This is a genomic window from Acidovorax sp. 62 (genome assembly GCF_002754495.1).
GTDB lineage: Bacteria > Pseudomonadota > Gammaproteobacteria > Burkholderiales > Burkholderiaceae_C > Acidovorax.
In genome coordinates, this window is record NZ_PEFJ01000001.1 from 4,581,084 (window position 1) to 4,600,761 (window position 19,678).

General features: G+C 66.4%; 18 protein-coding genes. 9 read left to right on the plus strand and 9 right to left on the minus strand.

Annotated elements, in window-relative coordinates; translation table 11 throughout:
• Positions 1–32: 32 nt before the first annotated feature.
• Positions 33–428 carry a hypothetical protein gene (locus tag CLU86_RS20545; protein ID WP_099742912.1) on the plus strand — a complete coding sequence of 132 codons (396 nt, stop codon included), beginning with the start codon at positions 33–35 and terminating at the stop codon, positions 426–428.
• Between the two features lie 21 nt (positions 429–449).
• On the opposite strand, the gene CLU86_RS20550 is transcribed toward CLU86_RS20545, so the two are convergent.
• Positions 450–1,334 (minus strand): ABC transporter permease, encoded by an 885-nt coding sequence (locus CLU86_RS20550; protein WP_233195136.1) that lies wholly within the window; start codon positions 1,332–1,334, stop codon positions 450–452.
• Between the two features lie 139 nt (positions 1,335–1,473).
• On the opposite strand from CLU86_RS20550, the gene purT reads away from it, so the two are divergent.
• Entirely contained in the window at positions 1,474–2,676 is a 1,203-nt protein-coding gene (gene purT, locus CLU86_RS20555; protein WP_099742913.1) for a formate-dependent phosphoribosylglycinamide formyltransferase, read from the plus strand.
• Between the two features lie 110 nt (positions 2,677–2,786).
• Here purT and CLU86_RS20560 read toward each other — a convergent pair whose 3' ends face one another.
• From CLU86_RS20560 to CLU86_RS20570, 3 genes are all read right to left on the minus strand, one after another.
• A complete protein-coding gene (locus CLU86_RS20560) occupies positions 2,787–3,722 on the minus strand; it encodes an ATP-binding cassette domain-containing protein (RefSeq protein ID WP_099742914.1) in 936 nt (311 codons plus the stop codon).
• Between the two features lie 123 nt (positions 3,723–3,845).
• On the minus strand, positions 3,846–4,991 hold the full coding sequence (locus CLU86_RS20565; protein WP_099742915.1) for a GGDEF domain-containing protein: 1,146 nt from the start codon (positions 4,989–4,991) through the stop codon (positions 3,846–3,848).
• A gap of 103 nt (positions 4,992–5,094) precedes the next feature.
• Complete coding sequence (locus tag CLU86_RS20570; RefSeq protein WP_099742916.1) at positions 5,095–6,594, minus strand: AMP nucleosidase; 1,500 nt, start codon at positions 6,592–6,594, stop codon at positions 5,095–5,097.
• Positions 6,595–6,684: 90 nt separating this feature from the next.
• Between CLU86_RS20570 and CLU86_RS20575 the strand changes: the two genes are divergently transcribed.
• From CLU86_RS20575 to CLU86_RS20585, 3 genes are all read left to right on the plus strand, one after another.
• A complete protein-coding gene (locus CLU86_RS20575; protein WP_099742917.1) occupies positions 6,685–7,938 on the plus strand; it encodes a DUF4010 domain-containing protein in 1,254 nt (417 codons plus the stop codon).
• A 46-nt stretch (positions 7,939–7,984) separates the two neighbouring features.
• On the plus strand, positions 7,985–9,391 hold the full coding sequence (gene dbpA, locus CLU86_RS20580; protein WP_099742918.1) for an ATP-dependent RNA helicase DbpA: 1,407 nt from the start codon (positions 7,985–7,987) through the stop codon (positions 9,389–9,391).
• A 187-nt stretch (positions 9,392–9,578) separates the two neighbouring features.
• Positions 9,579–10,592, plus strand: coding sequence for a tripartite tricarboxylate transporter substrate-binding protein (locus CLU86_RS20585; RefSeq protein ID WP_099742919.1), 1,014 nt, complete (start codon positions 9,579–9,581; stop codon positions 10,590–10,592).
• Positions 10,593–10,819: 227 nt separating this feature from the next.
• On the opposite strand, the gene CLU86_RS20590 is transcribed toward CLU86_RS20585, so the two are convergent.
• Entirely contained in the window at positions 10,820–12,364 is a 1,545-nt protein-coding gene (locus CLU86_RS20590) for a methyl-accepting chemotaxis protein (RefSeq protein WP_099742920.1), read from the minus strand.
• 325 nt (positions 12,365–12,689) lie between these two features.
• Here CLU86_RS20590 and CLU86_RS20595 point away from each other — a divergent pair, with 325 nt between their 5' ends.
• The 4 genes from CLU86_RS20595 to dtd all read left to right on the plus strand — a co-directional run bounded on the left by CLU86_RS20595 (position 12,690) and on the right by dtd (position 15,991).
• Positions 12,690–13,454, plus strand: coding sequence for a GntR family transcriptional regulator (locus tag CLU86_RS20595; RefSeq protein ID WP_099742921.1), 765 nt, complete (start codon positions 12,690–12,692; stop codon positions 13,452–13,454).
• A gap of 114 nt (positions 13,455–13,568) precedes the next feature.
• Positions 13,569–14,582 (plus strand): tripartite tricarboxylate transporter substrate binding protein, encoded by a 1,014-nt coding sequence (locus CLU86_RS20600; RefSeq protein WP_099742922.1) that lies wholly within the window; start codon positions 13,569–13,571, stop codon positions 14,580–14,582.
• Between the two features lie 3 nt (positions 14,583–14,585).
• Entirely contained in the window at positions 14,586–15,413 is an 828-nt protein-coding gene (locus CLU86_RS20605; RefSeq protein ID WP_099742923.1) for an amidohydrolase, read from the plus strand.
• 122 nt (positions 15,414–15,535) lie between these two features.
• Entirely contained in the window at positions 15,536–15,991 is a 456-nt protein-coding gene (gene dtd, locus CLU86_RS20610) for a D-aminoacyl-tRNA deacylase (RefSeq protein ID WP_099742924.1), read from the plus strand.
• 78 nt (positions 15,992–16,069) lie between these two features.
• On the opposite strand, the gene CLU86_RS20615 is transcribed toward dtd, so the two are convergent.
• From CLU86_RS20615 to CLU86_RS20630, 4 genes are all read right to left on the minus strand, one after another.
• Complete coding sequence (locus CLU86_RS20615; RefSeq protein ID WP_099742925.1) at positions 16,070–16,810, minus strand: sulfite exporter TauE/SafE family protein; 741 nt, start codon at positions 16,808–16,810, stop codon at positions 16,070–16,072.
• Between the two features lie 190 nt (positions 16,811–17,000).
• Positions 17,001–17,534 (minus strand): response regulator transcription factor, encoded by a 534-nt coding sequence (locus CLU86_RS20620; RefSeq protein WP_099742926.1) that lies wholly within the window; start codon positions 17,532–17,534, stop codon positions 17,001–17,003.
• A complete protein-coding gene (locus CLU86_RS20625; protein WP_099742927.1) occupies positions 17,524–18,888 on the minus strand; it encodes an ATP-binding protein in 1,365 nt (454 codons plus the stop codon). Before CLU86_RS20625 ends, CLU86_RS20620 begins: the two co-directional genes overlap by 11 nt.
• Positions 18,872–19,654, minus strand: a complete 783-nt coding sequence (locus CLU86_RS20630) for an SURF1 family protein (RefSeq protein ID WP_099742928.1) — start codon at positions 19,652–19,654, stop codon at positions 18,872–18,874. The genes CLU86_RS20625 and CLU86_RS20630 overlap by 17 nt, the downstream gene beginning before the upstream one ends.
• Positions 19,655–19,678: the final 24 nt, after the last annotated feature.

Here is a 19,678-nt window from a genome sequence, read left to right on the forward strand (position 1 = left end):
AGACGCCGCCGCACCGCCGGCCCTGGAGCACCATGCAGACCGAAGCCGCACAACAGGCCCTGACCCAATACGCCCTGCGCCTGGAAGGCAGGCTGGAAAAACTGGACGAACGCATCGCCGCCCTGTCGCACTTGCTGGACGCCCGACTGGAGCAGCATGGGCAATTGCAGCAGTGGCTCCACCAGCAGCCCGCCACTCCCCAAAGCGGTCCCCACCAAAGCACCCGCGAAAGCCGCCTGCGCAGCGAGCTGCGCGGCCTGCTGGTGCTGCGCTACCAGGTCATCACCCGCTATTGCAACGAACTGGGCGCCCCGCTGGCCTTGCAACTGGTGTGCTACGCCGAAGAGCGCCTGCAAGCCAAGGGCTGGGCACCCGGGGTGGATGGGCTGGATGTGCAGGCCCTCCAGCGCCTGGATGGGGTGACCTGAGTCGCTGCAGCTGCGTGCCCTTCAGCCGCGAAAGCGCCGCCGCGTCAGCGCCAGCGCCAGCCAGAAGGCCACCACGGTGGTAGCCACCAGCACCAAACCATGGCGCAGTGGCTGCTGGGGCCACTGGTCCATGAACAGCGGGCGCACCAGCTCGACCGCATTGGTCAGCGGCAGCCAGTCTGAAATGGCACGCACCAGCGGCGGCAACTGCTCGCGCGGGAAGAACACGCCCGACAAGAACATCATGGGCGTGAGCACCAGCGTGAAGTAGTACGTGAAAAAGTCATACCCCTTGGCCAGCGCATTGAAGATGAGCGCAATGCTGGAGAACATGATGCCCACCCCCAGCAGCACCGGCCACGCCACCAGCAACTTGGGGCTGTGGCTGATGCCCAGGGCCAGCATCACCCCCAGGATGGCCGTGACGGTGAACAGCGCCTTGAAGGCCGCCCACAGCATTTCGGCCAGCACCACGTCGTCGAGCGTGACGGGCGCATTCATGATGCCGTCCCACGTCTTTTGCACATGCATGCGAGAGAAGGCGGAGTACAGCGCCTCAAAGCTGGCCGCGTTCATGGCGCTCATGCAGATCGAGCCGCTGGCCAGGAACAGGATGTAGGGCACCTTGGCATCCCCGCCTGCGGCGCCTACGCTCACCTGCCCCACCAGGGCCCCCATGCCGTAGCCAAAAGCCACCAGCCACATCAGCGGCTCAGCAATGTTGCCCACCAGGCTGGGGATGGCCAGCTTGCGCCACACCAGCAGGTTGCGCAAAAACACAGGCCACCAGCGGGCCGACAGCGCAGGCGGGCGCCAGACCGAAGCCGGCGCGGGCGGGCGGGGCCGCAAGGTGCTGGGTGGGGCTGCGTCGGTGGCCTGGGGCTGCAAGTTGGGCGTGGTACTCATGGGGGCTATTGTGCTGGGCTCCAGGAATCCCCGGCGCGGTGATTCGCGCAGAGGGTTCCCAGGCTTTGCGCAGCAGGCAAAATCCTGGCCGACCCTCTTCTATCCTCTTTTCCCCAATCACCGTTTGAAGGCCCTTGCCATGACCACCCTCGGAACCCCTTTGTCCCCCCACGCCACCAAAGTCATGCTCTTGGGCTCGGGAGAGCTGGGCAAGGAAGTGCTGATCGCGCTGCAGCGCCTGGGCGTGGAGACCATTGCGGTCGACCGCTACGAGAACGCCCCCGGCCAGCAGGTGGCCCACCACGCACGCACCATCACCATGAGCGATCCGGCCCAGCTCAAGGCCCTGATCGAGGCTGAGCGCCCACACCTGGTCGTGCCCGAGATCGAAGCCATCGCCACCCCCATGCTCGAAGAGCTGGAAGCCGCCGGTGTGGTGCGCGTCATCCCCACCGCCCGCGCCGCGCGCCTGACCATGGACCGTGAAGGCATCCGCGTGCTGGCCGCCGAAACGCTGGGCCTGCCCACCAGTCCTTACAAGTTCTGCAACTCGCTCGAAGAACTGCAGGCAGCGATCGATGCAGGCATCGGCTACCCCTGCATCGTCAAGCCCGTGATGAGCAGCTCCGGCAAGGGCCAAAGCAAGATCGACGGCCCGGCCGATGTACCAAAAGCCTGGGACTACGCCATGGCCGGTGGCCGCGTGAGCCACGGCCGCGTGATCGTCGAAGGCTTCATCGACTTTGACTACGAAATCACCCAGCTCACGGTGCGTTCGGTCGGTGCCGACGGCCAGATCGTCACCAGCTTCTGCGACCCCATCGGCCACGTGCAGGTGAGCGGCGACTATGTGGAGAGCTGGCAGCCGCACCCCATGCACCCTGCAGCGCTGGAAAAATCGCGCCAGATCGCCAAGGCCGTCACCGACAACCTGGGCGGCCAGGGACTGTTCGGCGTGGAGCTGTTCGTGAAGGGCCAGGACGTCTGGTTCAGCGAAGTCAGCCCCCGCCCGCACGACACCGGCCTGGTCACGCTGTGCACCCAGCACCAGAGCGAGTTCGAGCTGCACGCCCGCGCCATCCTGGGCCTGCCCGTGGACACCAGCCTGCGCAACCCCGGCGCCAGCGCTGTGATCTATGGCGGCATGGAAGCCCAAGGCATTGTGTTTGACGGCGTAGACGAAGCCCTGCGCGTGCCCGGCACCGACCTGCGCCTGTTCGGCAAGCCCGAGAGCTTTGCCAAGCGCCGCATGGGTGTGGCCCTGGCGCGTGCGGCCGATGTGGATGCGGCCCGCACCAACGCCAAGCTGGCGGCCAGCAAGGTCAAACCGCGCAAGGCTTGATGCTGCGTTTTAAGTGAAATTGGCCGCTAGCGCATATTCGGAAAGCGCTGGCAGCTATCATTTTTGGTATGACGGGTGGGCGCCGCGTCACCCGATGCCACGCTTCAGCCCTACTCCCGAATCTGCCGCCCCGTCAGCTTGAGGAACAAGTCCTCCAGGTTGGCGGGCCGGTGCAGTGTGCGCAGGTGCCCGTGCTGGCCCAGCGCTAGCAGCAAGGGCTGCGGCTGGTGGGTGTAGAAGAACACCGTCTCGCCGCTGACCTCCACGCGCGCAGCCAGGGCACGCAGGTTCGCATCCTCGGCCAGCGCCACGGCGCCCACGCCAAAGACTTCCACCACATCGCTTTCCAGGTGCTGGGCGATCAGCTCGCGCGGCTTGCCTTCGGCGATTTTCTTGCCATGGTCCAGCACCAGCAAGCGTGAGCACAGGCGCTCGGCCTCGTCCATGAAGTGGGTGGTCAGCAAGATGGAGGTGCCTTGCTGCAGCAGCAGTTGCAGGCGCTCCCACATCAGGTGGCGGGCCTGTGGGTCCAGGCCGGTGGTGGGTTCGTCCAGCAGCAGCAGGCGCGGGCGGTTGACGAGGGCGCGGGCCAGGGACAGGCGCCGCTTCATGCCGCCCGAGAGTTCGCCCGGCTTGGCGTGGGCCTTGTGCGTCAGCGCCGCAAACTCCAGCAGCTGCGGCACGCGCTCGTCCATGGTGTGGCCCTGGATGCCAAAGTAGCGGCCAAACACGCGCAGGTTTTCGGCGCAGGTGAAGTCCGGGTCCAGCGTGTCGAACTGCGTGACCACGCCGAGCTGCGCCTTGATGGCGAGCGCGTCGCGCGGCATGTACAGCGGCTCGGTCGCGCCCTCGGGGTAGAACAGCACGTCGCCGCTGTCGGGCGCCGTAAGGCCCAGGCACATGCGGATGGTGGTGGTCTTGCCCGCCCCGTTGGGGCCGATGACGCCAAGGCATTCGCCGGGGGCGATGGCAAAAGATACATCGTTCACCACCGTGGCATCGCCATAGTGCTTGTACAGGTTCTGGACGGCAAAGAGTTCGCTCATGCCGCCATTGTGGCGGCATCTGGGTGGCTCGGCCGCAGAGGTTGAAGCAAAATTGGCCTCTAGCGCTTATTTTATAAGCGCTGGCAGCTATTGAAAATATAGCGTTTTGGGTAGCGCGACTGCTCAGCGGGCCGCTACCAGCTGCCCCCGGCCTGCGGCTTTGGCGGCATACAGAGCGGTATCGGCCCGGGCCATGAGCGGGGCCAGTGCGTCGTCCTGCGGCGTCAGCACGGCCATGCCAGCGCTGTAGTTGAGCGCAAAGCCCAGCTCCGGCACGCTGCACTCGGCCAGCCGCTGGCGCAGGCGCCGGTCAAACGAGGTGCCTGCCGGGGCGCTGTTGTGCAGCAGTAGCACGCCAAACTCTTCACCGCCCAGGCGGCCCACCATGTCGCCGCTGCGGTGGCACTCTTGCAGCAGGCGGCCAAACAGTTGCAGGGCGCGGTCACCGGTTTCGTGGCCCAGGGTGTCGTTGATTTGCTTGAAGTGGTCGATGTCCAGCATCAGCGCCGTCAGGGGCAGGCGGTGGCGCTGGGCGTGCGAGATCATGGCCGCCCCTTGCGCGGCAAACGAGCGGCGGTTGGCCAGCCCGGTCAGCCCGTCGGTCATGGCCAGGTCGCGCAGCTTGCGTTCGGCCTCGGCATGCCAGGCCACCAGGATGGCAACGGTGCCCAGCACCAGGCTGATGTTGGTGGCCACGGCGGCCCCCAGGTTGACGGGGTGGGGCGTGCGAAAGCTGGGGTACTGGTCGGTGAACGCGCCTAGCACGCCGCGCGCCAGCGTGAAGCCCGCCGAAGTGAGCAGGCACAGCATGAGCAGGCGGCGCCAGCGCGCATCGGCCGGCGTGGTGGGTGCTGCCGGGTAGAGCGTGGCACGGGCCACGATGAGCAAAATTGCAGCCATCAAAAAGTTGGCCCAGCCCACGCGAAAGGCGTAGTGCCCAAAGCCGAGGGCGTAACCCAGCGGCATCAGGCACACCAGCGCCAGCAGCGTGCGCTTGAAGGGGCGCGCACCCAGCCATTCGCGCAGCGCCCGGTACAGCAGCCACTGTGCCCAGGCGTTGCAGGCCATCGACAGGGTGGACAGGGCCTGGTCCCACAGGGTGGACGAGGCAATGATGGCGGCCCACGCCAGGGCCTGCAGCAGCATGCTGGCCTGCACGTTGCGCGCAGCCTGGCTCACGTCGCGGCCCATGACGAGCGGCAGCGCCGCCGAGATGGCGAACAGGTTGGCCGCCATCACGGCCATCAGCGTGAGAAAGTCCAGGGTCATTGAAAAGTCAGCAGGCCCGCCACCCAGGCGTTGTGGGCCCGTGGGCAGTGGTCCAAACCGCCAGCGCGCAGTGGTGCGCGCGGCTTTTGAAACGGTGCAGAGCTTACTGGAAGGCGACTTCCGCAAAGCTGCGCAGCTTGCGGCTGTGCAGGCGGGCCATGCCTTCGGCGCGCAGTGTCTCCAGTGCGCGGATGCCGATGCGCAGGTGCTGGTCTACGCGCTCGCGGTAGAAGTGGTTGGCCATGCCGGGCAGCTTGATTTCGCCGTGCAGGGGCTTGTCGCTCACGCACAGCAGGGTGCCGTAGGGCACGCGAAAACGGAAGCCGTTGGCGGCGATGGTGGCGCTTTCCATGTCCAGCGCCACGGCGCGGCTTTGGCTGAAGCGGCGTTGGGGCTGGTTGTCGGGCAGCAGCTCCCAGTTGCGGTTGTCGGTGCTGGCCACGGTGCCGGTGCGCATGATGCGCTTGAGGTCGGCGCCGGTCACACCGGTCACGTCTTCCACCGCGGATTCAAGGGCGAGCTGGATCTCGGCCAGCGCGGGGATGGGCACCCACAGCGGCAGTTCTTCGTCGAGCACGTGGTCTTCGCGCACATAGCCGTGGGCCAGCACGTAGTCGCCCAGCTGCTGGCTGTTGCGCAGGCCTGCGCAGTGGCCCAGCATGATCCAGGCGTGGGGGCGCAGCACGGCGATGTGGTCGGTGATGTTCTTGGCGTTGGCCGGGCCCACGCCGATGTTGACCATGGTGATGCCGCTGTGGTCCGCGCGCACCAGGTGGTAGGCGGGCATTTGCGGCAGGCGCGGGGGCGGGGCGCCCAGCTCGTCACCGGGCTCGGCGGCCAGGCCGGTGCGGCGGGTAACCACGTTGCCGGGTTCGATGAAGGCGATGTATTCGCTATCGGGCTTGGCCATCTCTTCATGGCCCAGGCGCACGAATTCGTCGATGTAGAACTGGTAATTGGTGAATAGCACGAAGTTCTGGAAGGCGCGCGGCGAGGTGCCGGTGTAGTGGCGCAGGCGGTGCAGCGAGTAGTCCACGCGCGGCGCGGTGAACAGCGACAGGGGCTGCGCCTCGCCGGGCTTGGGCTCCCAGGTGCCGTTGGCAATGCCGTCGTCCATGGCGGCCAGGTCGGGCAGGTCGAACACGTCGCGCATCAGGGTGCGGCGCTCGGCGCTCATCTGGCCTTCGACATGGTCGTGCTCGCTGAACGAGAAGTGCACAGGAATGGGCTGGTGGCTGGTGCCCACTTCCAGCTCCACGCCATGGTTTTGCAGCAGCAGCTGGAATTGCTCCAGGTAGTACTCGTGGTACAGGTCGGGGCGGGTCAGCGTGGTCTCAAAGCGGCCGGGGCCGGCCACAAAGCCGTAGGCCAGGTGGGCGATGTCGGGGTTGGGCTTGGCGCGCGAGACGGTGTCGGTCTGGATGCGCACATAGGGGTAGCAGGCGCGCACGTGGCCGGGCAGGGTCTCGCCCGCGACAAAGCGCTGCATGCTGGCGCGCAGCAGGTCGATCTGGTGGTTGTAGATGTGGTGCACCTGCGCCAGGGCCGAGGCGGCCGTCGTGTGGCGGGTGGGGGCGATGAAGTCGGAGGATGTGGGGGCCATGGCGCTATTGTCCACAAGTCCGCTGGCGCGGGGCCGGGCTGGAGTATCGTGCCTGCCATGGGGTGTCCAAGGAAGGGTGTGGTCGTGGGGATGCAGGATTTACAAGGCTTTTATGCCGCACTGGCGGTCCTGGCCAGCGCGCTGGGTTGTGGCTTGCTGATGGGCATTGAGCGTGAGCGCCGCAAGGGCAGCGGGCCGCACCGGGCGCTGGCGGGGGTGCGCTCGTTCACGCTGGTCAGCCTGGCCGGGGCGGTGGCGGCGCTGTCGGGCTCGGTGGTGCTGCTGGGGGTGGGCGCCACCTTTGTGGCGGCGCTGGGCGTGGTGGCCTATGTGCGCGATCGCTCGGAAGACCCCGGTGTGGCCACCGAGATTGCCTTGCTGATGGCCTACCTGATTGGCGTGCTGTGCGCCAGCAACCGCTTGCTGGGGGCCGCGCTGGCCGTGACGGTGACGGGGATCTTGGCGCTGCGCGGGCCGCTGCATGAGTTTTCAAACCACTGGCTGCAGCCCGGCGAGGTGCGCAGCGGCCTGGTGCTGGCGGCGCTGGCGCTGCTGGTGTTTCCGCTGGTGCCCAACCAGCCGCTGCTGCAGGACCTGCTCAATCCGCAGGTGGTGCTGCGGCTGGTGATCGTGCTGTTGCTCATCCAGTCGCTGGCCCATGTGGCGCGGCGGTTGATGCAGGCGCGCCAGGCCGTGGCGCTGTCGGCGCTGGCGTCGGGCTTTGTCTCCAGCACCGCCACCATTGCCAGCCTGGGCATGGAGGTGCGCGCGGGCAAGTCCAGCGCCCGTGCACAGGCCAGCGGCGCGGTGCTGTCGTGCGTGGCCACCATGCTGCATGTGCTGGTGGTGGCCGCCACGGTGCAGCCGCAGTGGCTGCCGCGCCTGGCGCTGCCAGCGCTGGCCGGGGGCTTGGTGGCTGGTGCCTGGGGGCTGTGGCTGCTGCGGGGGGCGGGCGAGCAGACGGCCCCCTCCGCCGCCCTGGCCGCCGACGCTCCCATGTTCAAACTGCGCGATGTGGTGCTGATCACCTTGCTGCTGACGGGCATCCAGGTGGGCGTGCGCTGGCTGGACCGCACCCAGGGCGATGCAGGCATGCTGGCCGGTGCCCTGTTGGCCGGGCTGGCCGATGTGCACGCGGCCACCGCGGCGGTGCTGATGCATGCCTTGCCGGGGCAGCCTGCCGCTATGGGCGTGGAGCACGCCCTGATGGCCGCGCTGCTGGTGCATGCTGTGAGCAAAAGCGGGGTGGCCTGGGTGAGCGGTGGGGGCGCTTACGCAGCCACTGTGGCCCCTGGTGTGCTGGCCCATACGGTGGCATTTATCGGCGTGCTGGCGTTGCTCTGAATACGTTAGAAAGGCTCTTAGAAGCACGGGCCGGATAATCCACCCCATGACCTCCAAAGAAAACCAAGCCAGCACGGACTTCAGCACGCTGGCGCTGAGCCCCACGACGCTGGCCAACCTGCAGCAGCTGGGCTACACCACGATGACCCCCATCCAGGCGGCCAGCCTGCCGCCCGCGCTGCTGGGCAAAGACCTGATCGCCCAGGCCAGCACGGGCAGCGGCAAGACCGCCGCTTTTGCCCTGGCCCTGCTGGCCAACCTGAACCCCCGCCGCTTCGCCGTGCAAGCCCTGGTGCTGTGCCCCACGCGCGAGCTGGCCGACCAGGTGACCACCGAAATCCGCCGCCTGGCGCGGGCCGAAGAAAACATCAAGGTCGTGACCCTGTGTGGCGGCGTTCCGCTGCGCGGGCAGATGCTGAGCCTGGAGCACGGCGCGCACATCGTGGTGGGCACGCCCGGCCGCGTGATGGATCACCTGGAGCGCCAGCACCTGACGCTGGAAGCCCTGAACACCTTGGTGCTGGACGAAGCTGACCGCATGCTGGACATGGGCTTCTTCGACGACATCGTGACCGTGGCGCGCCAGTGCCCCAAAGAGCGGCAAACCCTGCTGTTCTCGGCCACCTACCCCGAAGGCATTGCCAAGCTCAGCGCCCAGTTCATGAAGCAGCCCGTGCAGATCACGGTGCAGGCACAGCATGCCGAGGGCAAAATCGAGCAGCGCTGGTACGAGGTGAAAAACAGCGAGCGGCTGCACGTGGTATCGCAGCTGCTCAACCACTTCCGTCCCGAATCATCGATCGCGTTTTGCAACACCAAGCAGCAGTGCCGCGACCTGGTGGGCGTGCTGCAAGCCCAGGGCTTCAGCGCGCTGGCGCTGTACGGCGAGCTGGAGCAGCGCGAGCGCGACCAGGTGCTGGTGCAGTTTGCCAACCGCAGCTGCTCGGTGCTGGTGGCCACCGATGTGGCCGCACGGGGCCTGGACATCGCCAATCTGGCGGCTGTCATCAACGTGGACGTGACGCCCGACCCCGAGGTCCACATCCACCGCATTGGCCGCACCGGCCGGGGTGATGCCCAGGGTTTGGCGCTGAACCTTTCGAGCATGGACGAGATGGGTTACGTGGGCAAGATCGAGGTGCTGCAAGGCCGCGAATCCACCTGGTTTGCACTGGCCGACCTCAAGCCCACAGGCGACGGCCCGTTGCAGCCGCCCATGGCCACGATCCAGATCGTGGGCGGGCGCAAGGAAAAGATCCGCGCGGGCGATGTGCTGGGCGCGCTGACCGGCGACCTGGGCTACACCCGCGAGCAGGTGGGCAAGATCAACGTGAATGACTTTTCTACCTATGTTGCGGTGGACCGGGCGATTGCCGCCCAAGTGGCCGCGCGCTTGAACAGCGGACGGGTCAAGGGCAAGAGCGTGAAGGCGCGGTTGATCGAAGACTGCTGATTGGCCTGCGTTGGGACCGGGTATGCGTGGCGTGCCTTGGGAGGGCGTCGCATGCATACGACAGGTTACGGTTTTTGCGGCTTGTGGTCTTTGCCGGTGGTGTCTAGAGTGCGTGGAATTTCGGGTTAACAATGATTGACATTCGCAAGAATGTGTATCGTCGACCTTTTCGCCCATTTCCATCGCCATGAACACCTTGCCTTCTGCCGTGCCATTTGCTGCGCCCGTTTCCCATCCGCGCCGTGTGTTTTTATCGCGAGGGCTGGTGGGGGCCGCTGCGGTGGCCGCTCCGGTGTTGGGGCAGGCCCAAAATGGCCCGGTGCGGCTGGTGGTGTCTTACCCGGCGGGCGGTGGCGCCGACCTGATGGCACGCCTCATTGCCCCCCACTTTTCAGCGGCCCTGGGCAGCACGGTCGAGGTGGAGAACATGCCCGGCGACAGCGGGCAAAAGGCGGCACTGCACGTGGCCAAAGCGGCACCCAATGGCCGCACCTTGCTGCTCGATGCGTCGTCCTTCTCGGTCAATCCATCGCTGTTTGCCCAGTTGCCTTACGACTCTGATACGGCTTTCTCGGTGTTGGGCGTGTTGGCGGTGTTCCCCAACGTGCTGGTGTGCCACCCGGCCTTTGAAGCCAAGACCGTGGCCGATCTGGTCCGCATGGCCAAGGCCAAGCCTGACCAGATTGCATTTGCCTCGTCGGGCAATGGCTCGGCCCAGCACCTGGCTGGCGCGCTGTTTGAAGACCTGACGCAGATTTCCCTGAAACATGTGCCCTACAAGGGCGGTGGCCCGGCCATGGCCGATGTGGCTGCGGGAAAGGTGCCGCTGTTTTTTGCCAATGTGGCCTCATCGCGCGAGCAGCTGCAGTCGGGCAAGCTGCGGGCGCTGGCTGTCACATCGCGCCGCCGCACCAAGGTGCTGCCGCAGGTGCCGTCCATGGCGGAAGCGGGTGTGCCCAATTACGAAGTGCAGGAATGGAATCCTGTGCTGGCGCAGGCGGGTTTGCCCAAGGAAGAGCGCCAGCGCTTGTTCGATGCGCTGAATAAGGCCTTGAAGGTGCCCGAGGTGGTATCGAAGGTGCAGGCCCTTGGGGGTGAGGTGTTTCCGAACGCCACCGATGGTTTGGCGGCGGGCTTCATCAAGACACAGCAAGTGCAGTGGCGCCGGGTGATCACGGCTCGCAAGATCCAAGCGGGGTGAATGCTCTAGGAACCCTCTGCTTGAATCGAGCGGAAAGTGTGCGCCGCAGACCGCCCGAGACCGAAGATGCACACGGCGCGGCGATTTGTGCGGAGGTTCCCTGGGCATTGCGAGGGCTGTTTTGGGCTGCGATGCCCGGGCAGATGTCGAATGGATGCAGTGGGGGCTGACCAGGGGCTTGCGGCGTGACCAAACCTGCGGCAAGGCCTCTAGGGCCTAGAGCCGACTCACTGGAGTCGGAAGCGTGCCACCACTGCGATGAGCCGCCCCGCCTGATCGCGCAGTGACTCTGACGCCGCAGCGGATTGCTCCACCAGCGCTGCGTTTTGCTGCGTCATGCCATCGAGCTGCGAGATGGCGGTGTTGACCTCGCCCACGCTTTGGCTTTGCTCTTTGATGGTGCTGGCGATCTCGCCGATCAGGTGGCTGACCCGTTGCACCGAGTCCACCACCTTGTCCATGGTCTGGCCCGCCTCGCCCACGAGCCGGGCTCCGCCCTCGACTTCGTCCACCGAACTCACGATCAATTGCTTGATCTCGCGGGCTGCTTGCGCGCTGCGTTGCGCCAATGTGCGCACCTCGGTGGCCACCACCGCGAAGCCACGGCCTTGTTCGCCCGCCCGTGCGGCTTCCACCGCCGCGTTGAGCGCCAGGATGTTGGTCTGGAAGGCAATGCTGTCGATGACGCCGATGATGTCGCCGATCTTGCGCGAAGAGGTCTGAATGCCGTCCATGGTGTGGATCACACGCGCGACCACTTGGCCGCCCGCCAATGCCACGTCGGACGCTGCCGATGCCAGCTGGTGTGCTTGTTGTGCGGATGCCGAGCTCTGGCGCACGGTATCGGTCACCTGTTGCAAAGCAGCCGAGGTTTGTTCGATGCTGGCTGCGGCAGCTTCGGTGCGCACCGATAGATCCTGGCCACCACTGCTGACTTCCTGGCTAGCGATGGAAATGCTGTCAGCACTGCGCCTTACGTCGCTGACGGAGGCATGAAGGGCCCCTTGCATGCGTCCCAGTGCGCGCAGCAAATCGCCCAGTTCATCCCCTCTCGCGGAGCGAAGTTCGCCTGTCAGGTCACCGTCTGCAATGCGGTCCGCGGTTTTCGCCGCAAAGCCCAGGGGCACAGTCAGCGAGCGCGTGAGAAACCAGCCCACGGCAGCCCCCGTGGCCAGCATCCCCGCCATCATGAGCCATATGCCCCAAAGCACCGTGCGGTAGCTTTGCTCTCCTGCCACATTGGCCTCCCGCGCCCCTTCATCGTTCACGGCACTGAGCTTGCCGATGGCGTCGGTGGTCGAGCGGAAGGCTACACGCGAGTCACCACGCAGGTAGGCGGTAGCTTCATCCGTCTTGGCATCGCGCAGCAGGGCCAGCAGCTTGCTCTGCGTCTCCTTGTACCGATCTACGGTGACTTTGAACACGTTGAAGAGCTGCTTCTCCTCCCCTTCGGAGAGGGTGTCGGCATAGGCTGTGAGCAGTTTGGGCACCAGGGTCCACTGCTTGTCGATGCGCGCGCTCTCGTCCTGGATGGTCTTGGCGTCGCCCCCCAGAATCATTTGCAGTTCGGCCCGCCGCATCTGGTTCAGTGCCTCGTTCAGGCCCGCGAGCTGTTGGGTGCTTGGCAGCCAGTTCGTGGCCAGATCGACCACCGTCCCATGCACACGGTTGACTCTGTGCACCGCAAACAATCCCATGGCCAACACCAGTAGCAGCAAGAGGCCAAAGCCCAGGCCCAGACGCAAACCGACTCGCAGATTCGACAGAGACATCGTCATCTCCTCTAGGGGTGAGCTGGGGCATGGGGATGCCCTGGATGGGCCCATCGCCGCGTTGCTGTTGCAAATGGTAACGCAGAGGCAGCGAATCAGGGCCTCTGTTTTCTTCAGGCAGCCTGGAAGACGGGGCACTTACCCAGGGCCGGGCGATCGCCGCGTGACGCTGAGAGATCGTCAACAGCCTTCTTGGAGGGGGTTCTTCGCATCTCACGCCAAGCGGTGCACTGGGAAATGTGAATAGATATTCACATTTTTGCCATGCATTGGACACGCCAAGGCCTTACACTGAAAGTCCTCTATAGGACTATATCTTTCAGCCATGCCGACACTCCCCACCATGCCCACGCAGGGCCTGGCCCGCTATGCCGCCCTGGCCGATGTGCTGCGCCAGCGCATCGTGCGGGGCGAATGGCAGCCCGGCACGGCCTTGCCTGCCGAGCAAGTGCTGGCCCACGACCATTCGGTGGCGCTGGGCACCATTCGCCGCGCGTTGCAGCTGTTGACCGAGCAGGGCCTGATCGAGCGGGTGCACGGGCGGGGCACGTTTGTGCGCTCGGGCATCCCGGGCGCTTCCATGCTCCGCTTCTTTCGGTTTGGCGACGAGTGGGATGCTGCCGTCCCTGCATCGGCCGCCTCTGCAGGGCAAGCCCCGCAGTCGCGCATCCTGTCCAAACAGCGTGTGGCGGCCCCCGCCGAGGTGTCCCGCGCGCTGGGGCTGCCCGCTGGGGCGCCTGTGCTGCGGCTGGAGCGCCTGCGGTTGCTTGCGCAGCAGCCGCGCTTGCTGGAGCACATCTGGCTGCCATGCGAGTTGTTTGCGGCGCTGGAGCATGACGATGCGGGCCAGTGGGAGCCCTTGCTGTACCCCCTGTTTGCCCAGCGCTGCGATGTGCACGTGCACCGCGCTTCTGACGACATCGGCTTTGGCGCCTTGCCCACCGATGTGGCGGCCCACCTGGCGCTGCCGCCGGGCTATCCCTGCGCCGTGGTGCGCCGCAAAGCCTTCAACCTGGCGGGGCGCTGCGTGGAGTGGCGCACCACCTGGGGCGATGCCAACGCCTTTCACTACACCGTGCACCTGACTTGACCCGGCCTGAGCACGCAGCGCCGGCCCCGGCTGGGGTGGCCTGCTGCCAGGGTTGTGCCCAGGTCCTGTGCCGGGCATCTCCTGATTTTTACTGAGCGAAAGAGAGGACCTCTCATGACACAAGCAACCCGCCTGTCCGCGCGCACGCCGCTGTCGCGCCGCACCCTGTTGGTGGCGTCGGCCGCTGCCGCCGTGGCAGTCCCCTGGCGCCTTGCCACGGCAGCCCCCATTGCCGGTGGCAAGACGATCACCCTGGTGGTGTCGTACCCCGCTGGCGGCGGTGCCGACCTGATGGCCCGCATCATCGCCCCCCGCCTGGGCGAGGCGCTGGGCCAGAACGTGGTGGTGGACAACAAGCCCGGCGCCAGTGGCCAACTGGCCGCATCGGCCGTGGCACGCGCCACCCCGGATGGCGCCACGCTGCTGCTGGACGCGTCCTCGTTTGCCGTCAACCCATCGCTGTACCCCAAGCTGCCTTACGACAGCAACAAAGCCTTTGTGCCGCTGGCCGTGCTGGCCACCTTCCCCAACGTGCTGGTGTGCCACCCCGGGTTTGGCGTCACCTCGGTCAAAGAGGTGATTGCCCGCGCCAAGGCCAAGCCGGACGACGTGGCCTACGCCTCGTCGGGCAATGGCTCGGCGCAGCACCTGGCGGGGGCGTTGTTTGAAGAGCGCACCGGCGTGCGGCTGTCGCACATCCCCTACCGTGGCGGCGGCCCTGCCATGAACGACGTGATGGGCGGGCAGGTGCCACTGTTCTTTGCCAACGTGGCGTCGTCGCTGGGCCACATCCAGTCGGGCAAGCTGCGGGCCTTGGCGGTCACGGCGCCGGTGCGTGCGCGCTCGCTGCCCGATGTGCCCACCATGGCCGAAGCCGGGGTGCCCAACTACGAGGTGCTGGAGTGGAACCCGGTGCTGGCGCCCGCAGGCATTGCAGCAGACACCCGCGCCCAACTGGTGGCCGCCATCCGCAAGGCGCTGGCCGATCCGGAAGTGCTGGGCCGCATCCGCGCCTTGGGGGGCGATGCCTTTGCCGACCCCACCCAGGCCAGCGCGGGCAAGTTCATCCTGGCCCAGCAGGCGCAGTGGGGCAAGGTCATCCGCGAACGCAAGATCGTGGTGGGCTGACCGATGGTTCAGTTGCAAGCGTCTCAGACTTCATCTCCCGCCTGGTCGGCCGATGCAGGCTGGGACTGCCATGTGCATGTGTTTGATGCCAATGCGCCGGTGCAGGGCGGCCACTACCAGCCCGCCCACCAGCCTCTGGAGCGCATAGAGGCGCAGGCCCATGCCCTGGGTGTCGGCCATCTGGTGCTGGTGCAGCCCAGCGTGTACGGCACCGACAACGGCGTGTTGCTGCAAGCGCTGGCGCGCGAGAGCGGCCGCCACCGGGGTGTGGTGGTGGTCGATGTGGACGTGACCGATGCCGAGCTGCAAACCATGCACGCCCTGGGTGTGCGGGGGGTGCGCTTCAACCTCGTCTCGCCCGTGGGCAATGGGCCCGAGGCCCTGCGCACGCTCAGCCCCCGGTTGCGGGCGCTGGGCTGGCATGTGCAGTGGTACGCGGGGCCGCAGCATTTGGCCCAGATTGCCGCCCTGCAGGCCGAATGCGAACTGCCCTGCGTGCTGGACCACCTGGCGGGCATGCATGCGCAGTTGCCCGTGCACGACGCTGCCTGGCAAGACCTGGCGCGGCTGGCCGATGCGGGGGCGTGGATCAAGCTGTCTGGCTGGTACCGGCTGCAGGCCACGGCGCCTTACGGCACGCTGCACGCGGCCACAGAGCGCGTGGCTGGGCTGTTTGGCCCGCGCACGGTGTGGGGCTCTGATTGGCCGCACACCTCTTTTGCGCCGGACGACCTGCCCGCCTATGCCTCGGTGTGGACGCCGGTAGCGGCAGCGCTGGGTCCAGAGCGCGCGCAGCAGGTGTTGCAAGCGGGCGCGCAGCTTTACGCCTGACAGCACAAAGCACAGGCGTGTAGACGTGTGCGTTTGGGAAAGCCGTTCACGCTGAGTCCCTCGGCGAGGCCGTGTGAACGGCACAATGGCGCGGTTTTGATTCTCAAGGAAAGAGGCCGCTTTTGATCGCAGTATTGCAACGCGTGCGCGAGGCCCGCGTCGAAGTCGACAGCCAAGTGGTGGGCGCCATTGGCCCTGGCCTGCTGGTGTTGGTGTGCGCCGAACGCGGCGACACCGATGCCGAGGCCGACAAGCTGCTGGCCAAGGTGCTCAAGCTGCGCATCTTCAGCGACGCTGCGGGCAAGATGAACCAGAGCGTGCAAGACACAGCGGGTGGCCTGCTGCTGGTCAGTCAGTTCACCCTGGCGGCCGACACCACCGGCGGCAACCGCCCCAGCTTTACCCAGGCAGCCGCCCCCGACGAGGGGCGCAGGCTGTATGACTACCTGGTGGCCCAGGCCCGCAAGGCACACCCCTATGTCGCCACCGGCCAGTTCGCCGCCGACATGCAAGTGCATCTGGTCAACGATGGGCCGGTGACGATACCGATGCGGATGGCGCCAACGGCAGCCACCTGAAGGTGTTTGGTATCAAATTGATAGCTGCTAGCGCTTATTGGATAAGCGCTAGGGCATGATTTGGTATGAAAAATCAGGCTATTGCCGCCAGAAAAACAACCCTGCCATCACCAGCCCGGTGATCACAATGCCCGCGCGCAGCCAGGGCGCCGGAATGCGCCGCGCCACGCGGGCGCCGCCCCAGCCGCCTGCGGTGGCAGCGGCCATCATCATCAGCGCCTGCGGCCACTGCACCACGCCGCCTGCGGCGTAAATGGCCACGGCAATGGCGGTGAGCAGGGCAGATACCCAGTTTTTGAGGCCATTCATCGCGTTGAGCTGGGTTTGCCCCAGCAGCCCAAACAGAGCCAGCAGCAAAATGCCCAGGCCCCCATTGAAGTAGCCGCCGTAGAGCGCCACGGCCAGCACACCCACGGTGGCTTTGGTGGTCGACGGGTGTCCCCCGGCCAGCCGGGCGCGCAGCCAGGGGCCAAAGGCAAACAGCGCCGTGGCGGCCAGCAGCAGCCAGGGCACGACGCTGCGAAAGGTGGTGTCGGGGGTAACGAGCAACAAGGCGGCACCGGCGGCACCGCCGATGAGCGAAAGCACCACCAGCAGGCGCATGGACAGCCCCGGTGGCGGCGCGGTGTCCTCCCTGAATCCCCAGGCCCCGGCGATGTAGCCGGGCAGCAGGGCCACCGTGCCCGTGGCGTTGGCCATGACGGGCGGAACGCCGGTGAACACCAAGGCGGGCAGGGTCAAAAAGCTGCCGCCCCCGGCCACGGCATTGAGGGCCCCGGCCACAAAGGCTGCGGCCAGCAGCAAAGCGCTGTCGAACATGTCTCCTCCAGATTCAGGATGTGCAGCCGCTGCTTTGGCGGCTTGCTTCGATCTTAGGAGGACTGCGGGGGCTTCTGCTGCTGGCCCTGCGCTGGGCGAAGTTAAGGTGCTTTGCTTAAAAGTCGCAAATAGCTCTGGGTGGCCCTGGATGACCCAGGCGCGGCGAGCTCAAGGCCAGGTGGGATGCGCTTTACACGCGCTGCTTGCCCAGTTTGCGGCTGAGGGTGCGCCGGTGCATACCCAGGCGGCGCGCGGCTTCGGAGATGTTGAAGTCGCTCTCGGCCAGCACTTCGTGGATGCGCTCCCACTCCAGCGTTTTGATGGAGCTGGAGCGGTTGGTGAGTTCGACCTCGGGGTTGCCCTCCTGCAGGGCAAAGGCGGCTTCGATGTCGTCGGTGTTGGAGGGCTTGGCCAGGTAGTGGCCCGCGCCGAGCTTGATCGCCTCGACCGCCGTGGCAATGCTGGCAAAACCGGTGAGCACAACGATGCGCATCTTGGCGCTGTGCTCGTGCAGCTTGCGCACACAGGCCAGACCCGTGGCTTCGCCTTTGAGTTTGAGGTCCACCACGGCGTACTGGGGCACATGCTCGGTCAGCAGCTCTTCCATCCGCGCCATGCCATCGGCGTGCAGCACCCGGTAGCCGCGACGCTCAAACGAGCGTGCCAGGGTGCGTGCGAAGGCGTCGTCGTCTTCCACGATCAGCAGCAGGCGTTCAGTGTCCATGGTCCTCGGGGGCGGTGGCTTGCAGGGTGATGGCGGGCAGCGATAGCGTGATGGTGACCTCGGCGCCACCGCCTGGTCGGTTGTGTGCGACCACACTGCCGCCCAGCGTGCGCGCCACGTTCATCGACAGGAACAGGCCCAAGCCGCCACCGGGGCGCCCTTTGGTGGACTGGTAGGGCGTCCCGAGGTGCGTGAGCACGTCGGTGGTGAAGCCCGGACCCCGGTCGGTGACCACGATTCGCAACGCATCGGCATCGCGCTGTGCCTGCAAGCTCACCCAGTGCGGCGATGCGTCCCGCGCATTGTCCAGCACATTGAAGACCATTTGCTCGAGCGTGACATCGGCCACCATGGGGCTGTCGTCTTCGATGAGGTTGTCGTATACGAACTCTTGCACCGACCGGGTGGTGCGCCAGTCCTGCACCAGGGTGTCCAGAAACTGGCGCACGGTGGTCTGGCTGGAGAGCTCGCCCCGTGTCTCGCCCGCTGAAAGCAGGATGCCGCTGACGATGGTTTTACAGCGTTTGACCTGGGCTTCCATCTCCGCAATGTCTTCTTGCAGCGTAGCGTCAGAGGCCAGGGCGGGGACGCGTTTCCAGTCACCCAGGATCACGGCCAGGGTGGCCAGGGGCGTGCCCAATTCGTGCGCGGCGCCAGAGGCGAGCAGCCCCATGCGCACGATGTGTTCTTCTTCCGCCGCACGCTGGCGCACGGCGGCCAGCCGCGCATCGCGCCGGCGCAGGTTGTGGCTGATGCGGGTGATGAAGATCACGACCAGGATGGCGTTGAGCATGAAGCACACCAGCAGGCCCAGCACATAGGGGCTGGCCCAGCCGTCGTGCACATTGGTGGCCAGCGGCAGGGGCTGGCTGTGCTGTGAAAGCAGCATGACGCAGGCCGATGCCACCACCACGATGGACCAGATGTAGCCCCCGCGCAGCAGCATGGCCCCCACGGCAATCTGCAGCAGGTACAGGAAGACAAACGGGTTGCCGATGCCGCCGCTCAGGTACAGCTGGGCGGTGAGCGCGCCCACGTCCACCAGCAGGGCAATGAACAGCTCCACGTCGTGCACACTGCGCCGGGTGCGCCAGCGCAGCAGGCTGAGCACGTTGAACACCACCATGCCCGCCACGATGGACAGCATGGCCTGCAAGGGCAGGGGCATGCCCAGGCTGTAGTAGGTGGCCTCGATGGTGAGCAACTGGCCCACCACCGCAATCCAGCGCAGTTGGATGAGCTGGTGCAGGTTTCTCAGCCCTGCAGAGGCGTTGGCCGAACGGGCCTTGCTCTGGGGCTGTGTGGGGGACTGCGCGTGTGGCGGTGTGTGGGGGGCGTTAGTGCTGCTGGTCATGGGCGGGGTTGGATGCGTGGGCCGCGCGCAGCCGACGCTCGTAGCGTGCCACAACCACGGCCGCCCCCACCACCATGAGTGCCAATCCAAACCAGGTCAGCGCATACACCAGGTGGCTGTTGGGGAAGCGCACCACTGTGAGGCCGGGGCGTGGCCAGGGGCCTGCCATGTCGGCGGGCAGGTCGGCCGCTGTAGACCCCAGGCGTGAAGGCAGACCGGCATCGACAAAGAAGGGGGCCGCCTGACCAAGCTGCTGCGCTTGGGCAATGGCGGCCACATCGCGCGAGTGCCAGCGCTGCTGGCTCGGGTCGTTGCTGCGCAAGAAGCCGCCGCCGGGCTCGCTCAGGCGCAGCAGCCCTACCACCGTGGCAGGGGGCTCGTCGGTGGTTGCAGCAGGGGATGCCTGCGGGGCTTGCCACTGCGCGCGCTGGTCTTGCGGCACAAACCCGCGGTTGACCAGCACTTGCACCCCGTCGGCCATCTGCAAAGGGGTCAGCACCCAGTAACCCGCTCCCAGGGCGGTGGTGGCCTGGGTCAGCACCGTTTTGTGGGCCAGCCACTGGCCTTGCAGGCGTACGGCCTGGTATTCGTGGCTGGCGGCGTTCAGCTGCGGCCACTGGTCTTGGGGCGGCAGGGCGCCGGGCGGGGCCTGGATGCGCGCGCTCACGCGTTCGATGAGGTCGAGCTTCCAGGCGCGGCGCTGCACCTGCCACACCCCCAGGGAAATGAAGCCCACAAAAAGGGCGATGCCCACCAAAGTGAGCATCGCCAGGGTCGCATGGGAATGCGG